The sequence below is a fragment of the Flavobacterium sp. GSP27 genome (genome assembly GCF_003970395.1).
Classification (GTDB): domain Bacteria; phylum Bacteroidota; class Bacteroidia; order Flavobacteriales; family Flavobacteriaceae; genus Flavobacterium.
Map to the genome: position 1 here is coordinate 32,069 of NZ_RYDP01000011.1, position 14,756 is coordinate 46,824.

General features: G+C 34.3%; 14 protein-coding genes. 4 read left to right on the top strand and 10 right to left on the bottom strand.

Annotated elements, in window-relative coordinates; all coding sequences use genetic code 11:
- Positions 1–126 precede the first annotated feature (126 nt).
- The 4 genes from EKM05_RS10565 to rluF all read left to right on the top strand — a co-directional run bounded on the left by EKM05_RS10565 (position 127) and on the right by rluF (position 3,814).
- Positions 127–1,221 carry a Nif3-like dinuclear metal center hexameric protein gene (locus EKM05_RS10565; protein WP_126555063.1) on the top strand — a complete coding sequence of 365 codons (1,095 nt, stop codon included), beginning with the start codon at positions 127–129 and terminating at the stop codon, positions 1,219–1,221.
- 3 nt (positions 1,222–1,224) lie between these two features.
- Positions 1,225–2,004, top strand: a complete 780-nt coding sequence (locus EKM05_RS10570) for a zinc ribbon domain-containing protein (RefSeq protein ID WP_126453591.1) — start codon at positions 1,225–1,227, stop codon at positions 2,002–2,004.
- Positions 2,005–2,043: 39 nt separating this feature from the next.
- Positions 2,044–2,892 carry an alpha/beta fold hydrolase gene (locus tag EKM05_RS10575; protein WP_126461526.1) on the top strand — a complete coding sequence of 283 codons (849 nt, stop codon included), beginning with the start codon at positions 2,044–2,046 and terminating at the stop codon, positions 2,890–2,892.
- Between the two features lie 109 nt (positions 2,893–3,001).
- A complete protein-coding gene (gene rluF / locus EKM05_RS10580) occupies positions 3,002–3,814 on the top strand; it encodes a 23S rRNA pseudouridine(2604) synthase RluF (protein ID WP_126555198.1) in 813 nt (270 codons plus the stop codon).
- Between the two features lie 40 nt (positions 3,815–3,854).
- On the opposite strand, the gene EKM05_RS10585 is transcribed toward rluF, so the two are convergent.
- The 10 genes from EKM05_RS10585 to EKM05_RS10625 all read right to left on the bottom strand — a co-directional run bounded on the left by EKM05_RS10585 (position 3,855) and on the right by EKM05_RS10625 (position 14,716).
- A complete protein-coding gene (locus tag EKM05_RS10585; RefSeq protein WP_126555065.1) occupies positions 3,855–5,240 on the bottom strand; it encodes a DUF4173 domain-containing protein in 1,386 nt (461 codons plus the stop codon).
- Positions 5,241–5,291: 51 nt separating this feature from the next.
- Positions 5,292–5,585: a transcriptional regulator gene (locus EKM05_RS10590; protein ID WP_126555067.1), complete on the bottom strand. Its 294-nt coding sequence runs from the start codon at positions 5,583–5,585 to the stop codon at positions 5,292–5,294.
- A gap of 2 nt (positions 5,586–5,587) precedes the next feature.
- On the bottom strand, positions 5,588–6,202 hold the full coding sequence (locus EKM05_RS10595; RefSeq protein ID WP_126453584.1) for a hypothetical protein: 615 nt from the start codon (positions 6,200–6,202) through the stop codon (positions 5,588–5,590).
- Positions 6,203–6,361: 159 nt separating this feature from the next.
- Entirely contained in the window at positions 6,362–6,493 is a 132-nt protein-coding gene (locus EKM05_RS14775; protein ID WP_255416280.1) for a hypothetical protein, read from the bottom strand.
- 185 nt (positions 6,494–6,678) lie between these two features.
- Positions 6,679–8,433 (bottom strand): M14 family metallopeptidase, encoded by a 1,755-nt coding sequence (locus EKM05_RS10600; protein WP_126555069.1) that lies wholly within the window; start codon positions 8,431–8,433, stop codon positions 6,679–6,681.
- Positions 8,434–8,493: 60 nt separating this feature from the next.
- Positions 8,494–10,137, bottom strand: a complete 1,644-nt coding sequence (locus EKM05_RS10605; RefSeq protein WP_126555071.1) for a M14 family metallopeptidase — start codon at positions 10,135–10,137, stop codon at positions 8,494–8,496.
- 273 nt (positions 10,138–10,410) lie between these two features.
- Positions 10,411–11,337 carry a magnesium transporter CorA family protein gene (locus EKM05_RS10610; RefSeq protein ID WP_126555073.1) on the bottom strand — a complete coding sequence of 309 codons (927 nt, stop codon included), beginning with the start codon at positions 11,335–11,337 and terminating at the stop codon, positions 10,411–10,413.
- A 225-nt stretch (positions 11,338–11,562) separates the two neighbouring features.
- Entirely contained in the window at positions 11,563–12,444 is an 882-nt protein-coding gene (locus EKM05_RS10615; RefSeq protein WP_126453576.1) for a bifunctional 5,10-methylenetetrahydrofolate dehydrogenase/5,10-methenyltetrahydrofolate cyclohydrolase, read from the bottom strand.
- 77 nt (positions 12,445–12,521) lie between these two features.
- Complete coding sequence (ffh, locus tag EKM05_RS10620) at positions 12,522–13,871, bottom strand: signal recognition particle protein (protein WP_126461544.1); 1,350 nt, start codon at positions 13,869–13,871, stop codon at positions 12,522–12,524.
- A gap of 128 nt (positions 13,872–13,999) precedes the next feature.
- Positions 14,000–14,716, bottom strand: coding sequence for a hypothetical protein (locus EKM05_RS10625; RefSeq protein ID WP_231507371.1), 717 nt, complete (start codon positions 14,714–14,716; stop codon positions 14,000–14,002).
- Positions 14,717–14,756: the final 40 nt, after the last annotated feature.

The window sequence follows — 14,756 nt, forward strand, 5'->3', positions numbered from 1 at the left end:
TTTACGAAAGTAGAATAAATTATCTTTGATTTAAAAATCTAACACAGATTTCACAAATTTTCGCAAATTAAAAATAACTTTGAATCTGTGTATAAATATATATCTGTGTAAATCAGAGTCAAAAACATGAAAATCAAAGAAATAATAGACGTACTCGAAGAAATGGCGCCACTCGCCTATGCTGAAGATTTTGACAATGTAGGACTATTGGTTGGCGATCAGGAAACGGAGGCTACAGGTATTTTAGTTTGCCATGATGCTTTAGAAAATATAATTGACGAAGCGATTGCAAAAAAATGCAATCTGGTGGTTTGTTTTCATCCCATCTTATTTTCTGGATTGAAAAAAATAACGGGTAAAAACTACGTGGAACGCGCTGTTATCAAAGCCATAAAAAATGACATAGCTATATATGCCGTTCACACTGCGCTAGACAATCATCAAGAAGGTGTAAATAAAATATTTAGTGATGCATTAGGATTAATACATACTAAAATCCTGATTCCAAAGCAAAACTTCATTCGGAAATTAGTAACCTACACGATTCCTAAAAATGCGGAAGAAGTACGAAATACCCTCTTTGACGCAGGAGCGGGAACGATTGGGAATTATGCTAATTGCAGTTTTAATTCGAAAGGAATTGGAACCTATATGGGAAACGAGCACAGCAATCCGCAAGTTGGAGAACGATTTGAATTTGTACAAGGTGACGAAATCAAAATCGAAGTCACTTTCGAAAAACATTTAGAAAAAAAAATCCTGAAAGCCTTATTCAATAGCCACGCCTATGAGGAAGTGGCCTATGAAATTTATGAATTGCAAAACCAACACCAAAATATTGGCTTAGGCATGATAGGCGAATTAAAAAATCCCATGAATGAAAAAGAGTTTCTGCTTTTTGCAAAAGAAAAAATGGAGTGCGGCGGAATTCGGCATTCCGGTTTTACAGGTGCAACAATTAAAAAAGTAGCTGTGCTTGGCGGAGCGGGAAGTTTTGCCATAAAAAATGCAATTCAGGCCGGAGCAGACGCCTATTTGACTGCCGATTTGAAGTACCATCAATTTTATGAGGCCGAAAACAAGTTGCTTTTGGCCGATATAGGACATTTTGAAAGCGAACGTTATACAAAAAATTATATTGTTGAGTATCTTCGGAAAAAAATCCTTAATTTTGCAGTTATTTTATCAGAAGAAAATTCAAATCCAGTTAAGTACTTATAGAATATGGCGAATACGAAAGAATTAAGTGTTGAGGACAAGTTAAGAGCAATTTATGATTTACAACTTATTGACTCTAGAATTGACGAAATCAGAAACGTAAGAGGAGAACTTCCTTTAGAAGTAGACGATTTAGAAGATGAAGTTGCAGGTTTAAGCACCCGTTCAGAAAAACTGAAAGGAGAACTCGAAGTTGTTGAGGATCTAATCAAAGTAAAAAAGAATGCAATTGATGAGCACAAAGAGTCCATCAAAAAATATACTAAGCAACAAGAAACGGTTCGTAACAACCGAGAATTTAATTCGTTGACTAAAGAAATTGAATTTCAAGAATTAGAAATTCAGTTGTCTGAAAAACAAATTAAAGAAATGAAAGCTTCAATCGAACACAAGAAAGAAGTAATTTCTAGTTCTAAAGAAAGATTAGAAGCGAAGTCAAATCACTTAAAGCATAAAAAATCAGAGTTAGACGCCATTATGGCAGAAACAGCTAAAGAAGAAGCGTTCTTAACTGAGAAATCACAAGAATACCAAGCTTTAATAGAAGAACGATTGCTAAAAGCATACACTAGAATCCGAACAAGTGTTCGCAATGGTTTAGCTGTTGTTTCTATCGAAAGAGGAGCCTCTGCAGGATCTTTCTTCACGATACCCCCACAAACACAGGTAGAAATTGCTTCCAGAAAAAAAATCATTACTGATGAACACTCCGGAAGAATATTAGTCGACAGTGTATTGGCTGACGAAGAAAAAGAGAAAATGGAACAATTGTTTTCTAAATTCTAATTATAGTTAAGTCCCGATACCAATCGGGACTTTTTTTTTATGAAAAAAATACTTTATTATCTGTTTACTAAAACTATTGGATTATACGTAAATTTATTAAGCTACGTATTTCTTGACAAGGCAACCCAACTTGCTTATTCTCTTTTTAGCGAACCCCGAGAAGGCAGGCTTACTGCTGCAAAACTTCCTAAAATACTACAAGAAACAGCTGCGGAAACTTTTCAGCATAACGGACACGACATTCAAACCTATACTTGGAAAGGAAATAATACTGTAATACTCCTCGTGCATGGATGGGAAAGCAATGCCTCACGCTGGAAAAAAATGGTACCCTATTTAAAAAAATCCGGTAGTACAATCATAGCAATCGACGCTCCTGCTCATGGCTTATCAAGTGGAAAGGAATTTAATATTCCCCAATATGCTAAATCTATTGATTTTATAGTTCAAAAATTTAAACCGCAATACCTAATTGGCCATTCCTTAGGAGGAAAAACCTGCTTGTATTATCAATCTGTTTATCAAAACAACACTATTGAGAAAATGGTGATTTTAGGATCGCCGAGTGATTTCAAAATCATTCTCGATAATTATATTGCAATGTTGAGTTTAAACTCTAAAATTTCAAAAGGACTTGAAGCACATTATCTACACCATTTTAAACTAAAACTTGAAAAATTCTCAGCCAAGCATTTTGCTACTAAAATAAAAACAAAAGGATTAATCGCTCATGACACTAATGATACAGTTGTTTTATTTGAAGAAGGAAAAAAAATAGCCAGCACCTGGAAAAATTCTATTTTCATTGAAACTAATGGGTTAGGGCATAGCATGCATGACGATGGGTTGTATAAAAAAGTCTCCCGCTTTTTATTTGAAACGGAGTAGAACAAACACCATCAGAATAGTATGATCGTTATGCCATTTCTGCTTTGTCCAAATGACAAAGATTATACAAAACTCCTATAACTATTTCCAAATTCATTACTTTTGTATCATGGAAGAAAATCTAAAACGACTCAATAAATTCATAGGAGAAACCGGGTATTGCTCCCGCCGCGAAGCTGACAAAATCATTGCAGAAGGTCGTGTAACCCTCAATGGAGTCGTACCGGAATTAGGAACCAAAGTTTCTCCCCATGATGAAGTGCGTATTGACGGCAAACTAATCCGTGAGAAAAACGAAAAACCTATTTATCTTGCTTTCTACAAACCGGTAGGAATCGAATGCACTACAAATCTGGAGGTTCGCAATAATATTGTAGATTACATCAATTACCCCAAACGTATATTCCCTATAGGACGATTAGACAAAGCCAGTGAAGGATTGATTTTTATGACCAATGACGGCGATATCGTCAATAAAATACTACGTGCAAGAAACAATCACGAAAAAGAATATACCGTAACGGTCAACAAACTCATCACCGATCGTTTTATTGAAAAAATGGGAAATGGCATACCAATTTTAGACACCGTCACCCGAAAATGTAAGGTAGAAAAAATTAGTTCTACCATTTTTAAAATCGTGTTGACACAAGGTTTAAACCGTCAAATTCGTAGAATGTGTGAATACCTGGGGTATGAAGTTACGGCATTAAAACGCATCCGAATTATCAATATTTCGCTGGACATTCCTGTGGGTCGTTTCCGTGATTTGACTGATGCCGAAATCAAAGAATTAAACGAACTCATCGAACCTTCGATCAAAACCGAAGAAGCCAGTTTACCAAAAACAGAAGTACCAAAAAGAAGAACGGAATTTATCAAAAGAGATGATCCTAGATTTAAAGGACGAGGCGATTATTAAACAAAAAAAATCCCATTCACATCTGAATGGGATTTTGCTTTTACTTACTAGTTACAAATTCATAATACAACGCTTTAGACAAAAAAGAATTGGATTGCATGCGACTAATTTCCTTCTCTCTTGTAAGTTCAATGTATTGACCTTTTAAATTATTTCGTAAAAAATAGGCTCTACGTATTTCATCATTAAAATTTAATCCGGATAAAAACATAGGCTCTACCCCTTTGTTTACTGAAATGTTATAATTTGTAATTAGATTCCCCCAATTCACAAAACTGCATAAAAGAATCGTTCCGTAAAAATACCAAACCATTTGACTGAAAAGATAGGCATTCGTTTTTTGATTTATAATTTTTAAAAAGGTAAAAATTAATCCAATAATTGCCAAAATCAGAAAAGCAAATACACCCACTCTTTTATAGGTAAAACCAAAATTAGAAATATATTCGGAGTTTTTGATGAGCGTACTAATAATTAAAATTCCATTTAGAAGAATCCAAATTTTAGCTAATCGTTTCAAATTATTTGCTTTTACATCAAAATTAAATCCTCCTTTAAAATAAAACAAGACCACACCTACCGCCATAACAATAGAAAAAATGACAGCATTTACTCTTTCGTGAGTAGCTGCGCTTAATGTGGATGTTTGAATTGTTTCAAAAAACTGCTCGTAGTTGTAGGTCGCTATAAACACCAAAAGCATAACATTCAAAAGCACTAAGGTAATCTCGCCACTCTTTCTTTCGAAATCCAAATCAAGAAATGAAAATGAATTTAGATTTTGCATTTTGGCTTCATCATTAAAATCATTGTCCAGTAAATCATTCTTTTTATAACAAACCTCCGGAATCCAATAATTCCATAAAGTGAATGAAATAAAAAAACCTAAAACGGTCAGTACAAATACTTGCCAAGGATCTATATCTAAATAATAATCAGTAAAGAAAGAGGAAAAATGATCGCTTCCAAAAGAATATACAATTAAGAATAACCCAAGAAATAGGACTGGAATAACAAAATAAGCAATCAGTTTTTTAGCAAAACCGTTGTTTATTTTTGGCTTAGGAAGATATTGGCTGAACATAAATATGCGCCCTAACGAAGCGATTCCGTTGATAAACACCAAAGGAAGAGCCTGTAACAATTTAAGTTTTGGCTCCTGAGTTTTGAATTGTAAAAAAATAATCGACAAAGCCATGGCAAAAAATGATGAAAGGTCTCCATACCAGGCAAATGCAAAGCAAGACATAACCGATGTCACTACTAAAAGCAAATGCATCCTGCTGGTGAATTTCTCTTGAAAAAAATAACATATTAAGGCGGTTTGCACCATCCCGAAAATGGCCCAATTGAGACCCAAATCCTCGTTGTAAAAAAGCAGTGTAAAAACCAAACTACTGGTTAAAATAAAATGTAATTTTTTCATAATAAAATTTAAAGTACTTTGTAATTCAAAGTACAAAGTTAAAAAAACGAGTTATTTGGATTTGATTAATTTTTCAAGACTATTCAAGTGCGAAACAAAAGCAACTCTACCCCTATTGGTAACGCGATATGAGGTTTTTGGTTTTTTACCGAAAAATTCTTTTTTTATCTCTATGTATCCTGATTTTTCCAATGCCGAAGAATGACTCGCTAAATTTCCATCTGTGCTATTCAATAACGATTTCATTTCAGTAAAATCAATCCAGTCGTTTACCATCAGAACAGACATAATACCTAATCTGACTCGACTTTCGAAGCTTTTATTTAATGTGTCAATGATTCCCATTTCTATTTATATTTTTTGAACATAACTAATCCGTATAGAACATGCAAAATTCCAAATCCTATTGCCCAAAAAACAAGTCCAAATCCAAGATAAAAAAGGGAAATACATCCTAAAATAATCTCACATATACCCAAGTATCTTATATCCGAAAAAGTATATTTTCCAGCATTAACAAGTGCTAAACCATAAAATAATAAAGTAACAGGAGCAATTAAAGCAAATAATTGATGGTATAAAAGTGCTGTACAAAATACGCCTCCAACTAATAAAGGAATCGCTAGATTTAGTACCATCTTCTTTGTAGTAGTAGTCCAAACCGGCAAATCAAACTTTTTACTTTTTCTCAAAGTAAAAAACATACCGGATCCCAATGCTAAGATCAAAATCACCAAAGCAATGAAAACTAATTCGGTTATTAAATCATAGCTATACATCTTTTGACTACCATCAAAATATTCAATACCATTATTTTTAAACAATTGATACACATAAAATGATCCCGCTAATGCAAATAACCCGGCAAATACTCCTGACAGGCCACTTAATGAAATAAATCTGGAAGAGCGCTCCATCATGGAACGAATATGCGATAAATCTTCTTGATGTTTTTGGCTCATAAATAAAGTACTTTGGAATACAAAGTTAGTTATTATTTTAGATTTTAAAATATAAACCGATTTAATTTTAATACAATTTACAGAATAAATGTTTATTAAATGGAAATGTCTTCTATTTAAAGGAAAAGATTAGTGTCAAAAATTTCGTTTTCTACAAATCTATTTTGAGCCCGCATCCCAACCTCTTTTAATCGAACCAATAGTAGAATCCCAGTCGTAGATTGTTTCGGTAATAAAAAAGGTAGCAAATCCTAAGAAAAATATTTTTATATCTCTATTTGTAATTTTCATTTTTATTGTATTTAATAATTTTTCTCAACATATAAACTATTCTATCAAAGACATAGAAGAAATAAGATTATAAATATTAATGACGTTATTTTTTTATAATTTCCATTCAACATCAACTCTTCAAAATAAAAAAGGAGGTTATCAAAATTAACTTTTAATAATCTCCTTTTGTATAAGTACATTATCTATTTTACTTTTTCAGAGACTGTTCCGCCTTTGGCACTGGAAACGTTTACCGTTGCTCCTGAAGGATTTCCTTTAACGATCCATCTTACTTTTACATTACCCATCCCTTCAATAATAGGTACTGCAATGGTCTCTGGACTGAATTTTTGTTCTGTAAATAAATTCAAATCTTCGTTTTGAACTGTCATACCCGCTACAACGGTACTACCCGCTAAACTGATATAATTAGGACGCTCTATCTTGTTTTTTACATCATGTCGCGAATGGGTTGGAATGATCCTTGTATTCATAATTGTGGCAGTCACTGCAACTAAATCCCCTGAAAGCTTTTCAGTTTCAATACCTACAATTTCTAATTTTGGAGTCTGATACGCATGGTACAATGAAAACGCCATGTTTCTGTGTGCATCTTCCTGAATCATAAACCCCGGATGATTCCGAATGTAATTCTTTTTAGGACCTCCTATTTCAATATCGCCAAACTGCGGATGATTAAACGCCTTCCATTCTACATAGCCATCACCAAACAACAGGTATTTATCAAATTCATTGAATTCATCATTATCCCATCGTCCAGCAGTATTTTTTTGGTTAAATAACTTATAGGAAGTCATCAATTCATTACTAAAAGTAAATATCCCTCGAGTCAAAGACAAAAAATCAATTTCTCCACCATAAACAGTGTACAAGTCTTTGTGAATTACAAAATAATTATAACCGGGAATCATTTTTTCCCCTAACTTTCCAATATTATCGTACACTTCAATATCTTGTGGAGCAAATAACGCATCGTCTTCTGCAGCGCCAGGACCTCTTAAAAACATTCCGCCGTAATTATGGTAGCTTTGTGCTCCGGCAATATTGGGATGATTGATAATAAAGGCTTTTATAGCACGGGTTTCAGGAAGTGTACCTGGATAAAACAATGCCCCATTTTGAACATAATTAGGTTGCCAATTCCATCCCCAATCTCGGTTTGGATCATACGTCCCAATCAAATCCTCATTTACTAAACCATCTTTATCGTTATCTAAACCTTCATACCCTAACATTTCATAGTCTCCTATTTCATCTCCTTTGACCTGATACATGCGAGTAGGATATTTAGGATCTGTTTTCCATCGTCCTATTTTTGATTTTCTACGCATCATCACGATATTCCCGTCGTTATCTAAATCATCAAGCGTATCTTCATTCACCAGACCGTCACCATCATTATCAAAAGGACGCATTCCTGAACGAGAGGTATTAGAGTTGTTCGGTTTGTAAATAAAATTTTCCCGCCCGTCAGGACTGATAGTCATTACAATATAAAACACCTTTTCTTTTAATAAAGTATTTATGAATTTAATAGTTTGAAAACTCTCCGCTAAATACCATGCCGTATACATGGCAACCTCAACACCTTGCATTTCATTTGCGTGAATTCCGCCATCGATATAAAAACCAGGCTTGTTTTCAACTTTATCGGAATCGAAATCAGAGATCGTTAATACCCAAAGATCTCTTCCTTCATAGGATTTCCCTACGGATTCCATTTTAACTAAATTTGGATAGGCTTTCACCAAATCTCTTCCTAGCTGAGTCACCTGTGCATAATCATGGTACTGATCCCAAGTCATTTTTACTTTGGGATTAGCAGGGGAACCAATGGCACGGATGCCATTTAAATCTTGTGGAGCAATACCATTTTTTTGAGCATTAGTAACCCAAAAAATAAAACTGAACAAGCTGAATAGTATGTATTTTTTCATTTTTTTACTTTTTATCGGTGAGGATTCAATATCCTTTTTTATTTTTTTGAAGTCAACTTATTATTTCAAATCAGCAATTACCTCTTTAAATCCTGCAGTGGCACAACCTGTAGTGATCGTCACTTTTCCTGTACCTGAAATCAGCCATGAATATTCCTCTGATTCATCCGCTTGCATACTATTACGGATAAAATATTTCCTGCCAGAAACCATGATTTGATTTTTTTGGAGTAGAATTTCTGTTTTCATTTTAGAAACAAATCGGATTTTATCTCCTATTTCAGTATAAGTAGGCAGCAACCCTTTATTGGCCACTTTTATAGTGACGCGGTATAAGTTCTCCTTTATCTTTTCTACTTCGGGAACATTTGTTTCAATTTTTGGCATGGCTGCCAAAAGTTCTTCCACAAAAAGCACATGTTTATTCGCTGTTTCTTCTAAAAATTTCACAGGTGGATTGTTCAGAGCATAAGGGATAAAACCTCCTACTTCTACTTTTTGATTTGGAAAATCAGGATGTTTAATAACTGACCAGTCAACAAAAACATTTTTTATATTTTGGCTATCAGCCCATTTTAAAAAAGAGACTTCTGAATTCAATTCCTCTTTATCTTTTTCTGCTGGCTTTTCTAATTTAGAATACAGCGAATCTTTTTTAGCCTCTACTTTAGGAACCCACCAGCCTGGTGTTGAAAAACTGAATCTCCCTGCATGGAAATAAGCGGTTTGCGCAAAATTTCCTTTGGTCATCGGCATTTTAGGGCCGCCTTTGATTGTCGCTTTTTGGGTATATAATTTAGAAACCTGCTCTGCTGCTTTACTATCTTTTTCTAACCATCCTTTAATAATTCTAGAACTAGCTAACTTACTATCATACTTTGGAGTCTCAGATAAATTATTGTGCATCCCAAAAGTAAGTACACCATAAATATTCTGATTCAAATATAAAAAATCAAGAAGTGCCCTGGTTTCTGGCTCAGAAGCTACATAAACTCCTGCCCCTTTTTCGAAAGCAGGATAATCAAAAGTAAAATTTTTGTCGATATTGACTCCTTCTGAAAAATCTTCATTAAACATTCCGTCTTTATCGGTATCAATTCCCTCTGAAATTAAAACATACTTGCCAACCTGATTTTTTGTTGGATCTGCTTTTATTAAAACACGGGAATCCTCTGGGCTTTCAATGAAACTTCCTGTTACATCTTCAATCCGAAGTTGCGTAATTAAACCATCTTTATTTAAATCTTCAAAAGGGTCTTCGCCTATTTTACCGTCTCTGTCATCATCTGTTTTGGTATCGTTACCGCGCTTTTCCATTTTTACAGCACCAAAAGCAGCATCTATGGCATCCGGATTTACAGCAGGAACAAAATAAATCGTTTTTTCTTTTAAAATCGCAACTAACTTGTCGTTTTTCAATACGTTATCAATCATTTTTAAGGTGATCTGTGTACCAGCACGGTATTTTCCGTCAAGCCCGGCTGTGATAAGCAAAGCTGGTTTTGGAGTGGTTGATTCGGAAATTGTTACTACCCATATTTCTCTGCCTCCACTACTTTTACCAATTGATTTTACAGTGCAATATTTACTTTTGGCGTCAAGCTCTTTTAGACTTTTAGTAAGGTTTTCATAGCTCAGGTAGTCCTTTTGAGCGTGAGTGATACCAAAACAAAGTACGAATAAAAACAGTAATTTTTTTCTCATTAGATAGTAATTTATTTGAGAAATAAATGTAGTTTATAAATTTGGCCTATCCTAAATTATGCGAAAAATATTTCATAAAGCCATCATTAACAAGGCGCTTTAACTCTAAAAAAGACCATTATTTGGTGTATACAGCTATTATTTAACCCTAAACATAGTATTATACTTTTATTTCAAAATCATTATTTTGGAAAATTAAAACTTTTTGATACACTATTAAAGTAAATCCATAGTCTCAGGAATAGTGAAATTTAAAGTTGAAATCTATTTCTATCAAAACCATCTTTTTCTTTTGAACAAAAACACACCAAAAGCAGATAATAAAACAGATACAGAAATGACAATCCAGATTCCATAACGATTGTCTTCTAAATCATTAGGCACATTCATTCCGTACAAACTGGCAATCAATGTTGGAATCATCAGAATAATCGAAATCGAAGTCATCTGCTTCATAATCGCATTCATGTTATTAGAAATCACAGAAGCGTACGCATCCATAGTTCCCGTTAAGATGTCGCTATAAATATTAGTGGTTTCCTGTGCCTGACGCAATTCAATTTCAACATCCTCCAGTAAATCTAAATCAAAATATTCTTTTTGGGACTTTATATTCTTGATTCGATGCAATAGGATATCATTCCCTTTCAAGGATGTCATAAAGAATACCAAACATTTTTCTATTTGAAGCAACGCTTGTAATTCTTCATTTTTAATTGACTTTTCTAAATTGTCCTCGGCTAATCTTATTTTTTGATTGACTTGCTTTAAATATTTCAAAAACCAAACACTGGAGGAAAGTAATAATTTGAGCACTAAATCGAAGTTGTCTTTAATATTGATGTTCTTGCGTTTGGTATAGGTTACAAAATCAGTAAGCATTTCCGTTTTATGAAAACTGATGGTAATACAAACTTCTCCTTTAAAAACAACTCCAACAGGAATCGTATGAAAAGGCAACTTCACATCATTACTTTTCACAGGAATTCGCATGATAATCAAAGTCCAACCATTTTCAATTTCTATCCTTGGTCTTTCGTCAATATCTTCAATGTCGTTATAAAATGCTTCGGGAATTTGTAATTCGTCGAGTAAATATTTTTTTTCGGCTTTGGTAGGACATTCAATATTTATCCAGCAGTTTGGAGTCCATTCAGCGGTGGCAATTAATCCGTTATTGTTTTTGTAAAAAGCTTTCATTTCAAAAATTCTATAGGTTTATGTACAGCCTCTTGAAAATCGTTCAAGCGCTATATTAGTTCAACATTTCCGAATAATAATCGTCCATTTTAAAGGGTTTTTTAAGTGGTACAAAAGTATTCTTTAAATTCTATTTCTGCTTCAATTATCAGAATTTTATACATTTTTAAACTAAAAAAAGCCTTAAACTGGTGTCTAAGGCTTTCAATCAAAACTATTTTCTCTTTATTTATTTCTTTTCATTTCCCGTGCCAAAAGCGTATTTTTCAATAACATTGCAATGGTCATAGGTCCTACTCCACCCGGAACCGGAGTAATAAACGATGCTTTTTTACTTACATTTTCAAAATCAACATCACCGGTAATCACATATCCTTTTGGATGTGAACTATCTTCCACTCTGGTAATACCCACATCAATAACCACAACACCTTCTTTCACCATATCTGCTTTTAGGTAATTAGGAACTCCTAAAGCCGTAATAATGATATCGGCATTTTTAGTGTATTCTTCTATGTTTTTGGTTCTACTGTGCGTAAGAGTTACAGTTGAATCCCCTGGATAACCTTTGCGACTCATCAAAATACTCATTGGTCGACCCACAATATGGCTTCGCCCAATAACGACAGTATGCTTGCCCGCTGTTTCTACTTTGTAACGTTCTAACAATTCCATTATTCCATAAGGCGTTGCGGGCAAAAACGTTTCCATTTCTAAAGCCATTTTTCCAAAATTGGTTGGATGAAATCCATCCACATCTTTATCAGGATCAATAGCCATCAGGATTTTCTGCTCGTCGATGTGTTTGGGCAAAGGCAATTGAACAATGAAACCGTCTAATTCATCATCTTCATTGAGGTCTTTGATTTTTGCCAATAATTCAACTTCCGAGATGTCTTCCGCTAAAGAAACCAATGTAGATTCGAATCCTATTTGTTGACATGATCTTACTTTGCTGCCAACATAAGTCAAACTTGCGCCGTTTGATCCAACAAGAACCGCTGCTAAATGGGGCACTTTCTGCCCGTCAGCTTTCATTTTCTGCACTTGAATAGCAATCTCGCTTTTTATATCTTCCGCAGTTTTTTTTCCGTCTAGTAATTGCATTTTTATTTAGTTTAATGTATTAAAGCCGAAAGTCTTAAAGTCATTACAACTTTAAGACTTTCGGCTTTTGACTCATTTTATCTCATTCCTGGCATTCCACCTTTCATACCACCCATCATTTTCATAAGGTTTTTACCTCCTGGCCCTTGCATCATTTTCATCATCTTGCTCATTTGTTCGAACTGTTTCATCAATTGATTCACCTGTTCGATTTTGGTACCGGAGCCTTTAGCAATTCGGGCTTTTCTTTTCACGTCAATTAGAGCCGGCTTGCTCCTTTCAACTGGAGTCATCGAGTGAATAATGGCTTCAATATGTTTGAAAGCATCGTCTTCTATTTCCACATCTTTCATGGCTTTTGAAGCACCTGGTATCATTCCAACCAAATCTTTCATATTACCCATTTTCTTTACTTGTTGAATTTGAGAAAGGAAATCATCAAAACCGAATTCATTTTTGGCAATTTTCTTTTGTATTTTTCGTGCTTCTTCTTCATCAAATTGCTCTTGGGCTCTTTCGACCAAAGACACAACATCTCCCATTCCCAAAATTCTTTCGGCCATACGAATTGGATAGAACACATCAATGGCATCCATCTTTTCCCCTGTACCTACGAATTTAATGGGCTTATTAACAACTGATTTGATCGAAATTGCTGCTCCACCACGCGTATCTCCATCCAATTTAGTCAAAATAACTCCATCAAAATTTAATCTTTCGTTGAAGGTTTTTGCTGTATTCACAGCATCTTGTCCGGTCATTGCATCCACTACAAACAAGGTTTCTTGTGGCTCGATGGCTTTATGAACACGTTCTATTTCGTTCATCATTTCCTCATCGACAGCTAAACGACCAGCAGTATCGACAATCACGACATTGAATCCATTTGCTTTTGCATGTTTGATTGCGTTTTGAGCAATTTCAACCGGATTTTTATTTTCTGGCTCAGAATATACCTCCACTCCTATCGAATCTCCAACTACATATAATTGTTGAATTGCCGCTGGACGGTAAATATCACAGGCCACCAAAAGTGGTTTTTTGTTCTTTTTTGTAAGAAGATAATTCGCTAATTTCCCCGAGAAAGTAGTTTTCCCCGAACCTTGCAAACCAGCCATCAAAATAACCGTTGGATTCCCGGAAAGATTGATTCCGGCAACATCACCACCCATTAATTCTGTCAATTCATCTTTTACTAACTTTACTAGTAATTGTCCAGGTTGAAGCGTTGTCAATACATCCTGTCCAATTGCTTTTTCTTTTACTTTGGTGGTAAAATCTTTGGCGATTTTAAAGTTGACATCCGCATCAAGCAAGGCTCTTCGAACTTCTTTCAACGTTTCGGCTACATTTACTTCCGTGATTTTTCCGTGACCTTTAAGTATATGAAAGGCTTTATCTAGTTTATCGCTTAAATTATCGAACATACTTTTTTTTCTCTTTAATTAAGGCGCAAATTTAAGCATTTGATTTTGAAGTTTAAATAGTATTATAAATAAAAAGAGGCTATCTTCTTCAGATAGCCTCTTTTATTATACGATCAATTAACTTTAGATTAATCGTTGTCGTCTAAATCTGTTTCATTTTCTAGTAAATTTTTTATGAAGTCGCCAATATCGTTGTGACTATCTTCATTACCAGTACTAATTTCGATAACTCCGTCTCCATCGGTATCTAATAATAGGCCTTGGTCTGCCAAAGTTGTTAATTTATTCATTAAAGCATCAAGATGTATTTTAATGTTTAAAGACAAATCATTACTGTTGATAGTGAAATCTTTGTTTTGGTCTTCAAAATCCAATTCAAGTTCGGCATCCTCATCGCTCCAGATAATAAATGGTTTCCCATTTATGGTTCCTTTAATCAAATAAGTCTTACCATTCATTTCATCAAGTAAAGTAGATTTTTCGAATTTAAATTCGATTTCCTCATATCTCGCATTCGGAACATTTACAGAAGTAATAAATGGACTTAACGTTAGGTTTGGATCAAGCAAGTCTAATAAAAATGGCCCATTAAGTTTAACGTCATCATATTTAGGATCCATACTGTACATCGCATCTTCCATGTCGGTTTCAAATTCGATATTCCCAATATTAATTTTAAAATCAGTAAAAACTACTGTAGAGGCAGCAGTACGAGAATTTAGAGAAGTCTTAGCTGTTGTAGACACCGCGGAGGCTTTCAAGGTTACATTCCCTCCTGAAGCGGGATCATTTGTACAAGAACTTATTACAAGTGCAAGTAAAGCTAAGATTGAAATTTTTTTCATAATCGTATTTTTAAATTATTAAGTAATTATTAACGCAAAA